Origin of the sequence: Mesorhizobium sp. M1E.F.Ca.ET.041.01.1.1, assembly GCF_003997355.1 — a bacterium.
In the GTDB taxonomy this organism is placed as follows: domain Bacteria; phylum Pseudomonadota; class Alphaproteobacteria; order Rhizobiales; family Rhizobiaceae; genus Mesorhizobium.
In genome coordinates this window covers 1-2,533 of sequence record NZ_RZSL01000743.1, presented here as the reverse complement: position 1 = coordinate 2,533, position 2,533 = coordinate 1, and the positions used below count along the sequence as shown (strand labels likewise).

At 59.8% G+C, this 2,533-nt stretch carries 3 protein-coding genes and 1 pseudogene; 3 read left to right on the top strand and 1 reads right to left on the bottom strand.

The genetic code is table 11. The features are described from left to right. Positions 1–917 (bottom strand): UbiD family decarboxylase (locus EOA38_RS33450; RefSeq protein ID WP_245480984.1); only part of this gene is annotated, 917 nt, incomplete at its 3' end. A 145-nt stretch (positions 918–1,062) separates the two neighbouring features. Here EOA38_RS33450 and EOA38_RS33445 point away from each other — a divergent pair. The 3 genes and pseudogenes from EOA38_RS33445 to EOA38_RS33435 form a co-directional block, all read left to right on the top strand. Continuing rightward, positions 1,063–1,485, top strand: coding sequence for a hypothetical protein (locus EOA38_RS33445; protein ID WP_127301240.1), 423 nt, complete (start codon positions 1,063–1,065; stop codon positions 1,483–1,485). 238 nt (positions 1,486–1,723) lie between these two features. Continuing rightward, positions 1,724–2,176 (top strand): SCP2 sterol-binding domain-containing protein, encoded by a 453-nt coding sequence (locus tag EOA38_RS33440; RefSeq protein ID WP_245480983.1) that lies wholly within the window; start codon positions 1,724–1,726, stop codon positions 2,174–2,176. A gap of 17 nt (positions 2,177–2,193) precedes the next feature. Beyond that, a pseudogene (locus EOA38_RS33435) lies at positions 2,194–2,533 on the top strand (U32 family peptidase); the annotation flags it as partial.

Sequence of the window (2,533 nt, the reverse complement as noted above, 5' to 3'; positions counted from 1 at the left end):
CCGTTATAGTATCCGGTGTGGTCGCCGAAGGGCCCTTCCTCTGCCGTTTCGTTGGGTGAAACGGTTCCCTCCAGCACGATCTCGGAACTGGCGGGAACATGGAGCTCGATGCTCTTGCATGGAGACAATCCAACTCGCCGATCGTTGATCATCCCAGACAACGACAGTTCCGATACTCCTTCGGGCGCCGGCATCACCGCTGCTATCAATGTCGCGGGATCCGCGCCGATGACGACGGCGACAGGCATCTCGAGCCCCTTCGCCTGCCACATGCGATGGTGGGCCGCGCCGCCTCGCATGGGCAGCCATCTTATGATCGCCCGGTCCCGGGCGATGACCTGCATCCGATATATGCCGAGATTGTATTTGCCGGGATCATCCTCGCCCGGCGGCCTGGTGACGACCATCGGCCATGTGATGAGAGGACCAGCGTCCTCTGGCCAACAGGTCTGGACGGGAAGGATTGCGAAATCCGGTTCCACATCCCTCCATAATCTTGACGACGATACGATCTTCGGGCGCGCCGCCAACGCGCCGCGCGCGGCGGAGAACATATGGCGGGCCTGGCGCAAGTTTTGCGGAACCTGGGGCGATCTCATCCACGCCAGCAAGGCGCCGAGACTCTCAAGTCCGCGGATGTCCGTGCCCAGCCCCCACGCGACACGCTCCCGCGTCCCAAAGATATTTGCCACGACCGGAAAGGACGAACCGCCTCCCTGGCCATCGACCGGCGTCGTCATGCGCAGCGCCGGCCCCTGCGCCGCAATCACTCTCTTGTGTATCTCCGTCAGTTCGAACCGGGTCGATACCGGGGCTCGGATTTCTCGAAACTGGCCCTTCGCGTCCAGATACGAAAGAAAGGAGCCGAGATCACAGAATTGGGGAAGAAGGCGATAATGCATGTCGAATTCCGGCACGACCAGTCCGTCGGCTGCGCCGTTCTCTCACGGCGGCCGATCGAGAACATTGCGCTAGGTCAATGAACGGGCCGTCTGCGCAGGCTATGTTGAGTTCAACCGTCAACTCGCCTGAGTGACTGGTTGAAGTCGGGAAGACGTTCAAATGGCCAACAACCTAGTCAACGCCACTCTTGAAGCATGCCGGTCTGTGATCGCCGGTCTCAAGGACCGCAGACGGAGCAAGACCGCGAGAAGGGAATTCTGGGCGCTTGGACCGGAAGAATGCACAGGCTTGCCGAATGACATCGGCATGTCGACCGGCGAATTCGATGACGCCATGCATATGCCTCATGCTTCGCAGGATTTCCTCACGCTGGCGATGCTTTCAGTTGGGATTGATCCAGACAGCTTTCATACGCTCGAGTTCGTGCGCGACGGCTTCATGTCCCGGACCTGCATCACATGCCCCCATCGCCGCAGGTGTCACAGTCATCTGGAAGCCTTCGACTTCGAAAGCCACTATCGCGATTTCTGCCCCAACAGAGACAATTTCTCGAAGCTCCTCGCCAAGAGATACGACGCCTGATGCATGTCGCCCGAAAGTGCGCAGCGATTTTGGGGGAACGACATGCATCAAAACAAAGACCTAAAGCGCGTCGACTGAATCCGTTTCAGCGCGACGCGCTTTAGCTGGCCACAAAAAACTTCACGATCGAACGTAGAACCGACAGCGATTGACGATGCGACCACAGAACGCCGGGCCAATACTACCAGGATTTGTTCGCCACCTGTTTCCGGCAGTCGCAGGTCTGCCGATCGGGCCGTTGCTGACGTTGTCGTTGCGCTCGCTTGCCAGGCGGCGTCCTGGCCTTTTCGAGCGCTTGGGCGAATACCGATCAGCCTGCTTCGGTATCGATCCAGTAGATCTTGCATTCGCATTTTGCGTCGTCCCGGATGGGCAACAATCGAGTGTCCGCGTCGTGAGCAAAGACGGGACGGCGGCATCGGACGTGCTGATCAAGGGGCCGCTCCTGACTCTGCTGAGCCTGCTTGACGGCACGCTTGACGGTGATGCGATGTTCTTCAGCCGCATCATCTCGATAGGCGGGCGCACGGAAGCGGTGCTCGCCTTGAGGAACACGATAGAGGACGCCGAACTTCGTCCGGCAGATCTGCTCGGGCTGCACGGCATCCTGGCTCGTTGTGTCGATACAGGTGTCCTCGGCATCCTGGGCGTCGCGCGCCAATTGGCCGACAATGGCTCAAGCGAGGCATAGAAGACATGACGACACGCATGGAACTTGTCTGTCCGGCAGGAACCCCCGCTACGTTGAGGGCGGCCGTCCAGGCAGGCGCGGACGCGGTTTATTGCGGTTTTCGCGATGAAACGAACGCTCGCAATTTTCCCGGGCTCAATTTCTCCCGGGATGAACTGGCCGAGGGCGTGCGCTTCGCGCACGACCACGGCAGCAAGGTTCTCGTCGCCATCAATACCTTCGCGCGCGTCGACGCTGTCGACATCTGGAAAAAGGCAGCGGACATGGCGGCCGAAAGCGGCGCGGACGCCATCATAGCCGCGGACTTCGCCGTCCTCGATCATGTGGCAAAGAACCACAAACAAATCCGCCTTCATC

Bases quoted from the DNA above. Each gene is read 5' to 3' on its own strand.
- EOA38_RS33445 (WP_127301240.1), top strand. From the start codon at position 1,063: ATGGCCAACAACCTAGTCAACGCCACTCTTGAAGCATGCCGGTCTGTG.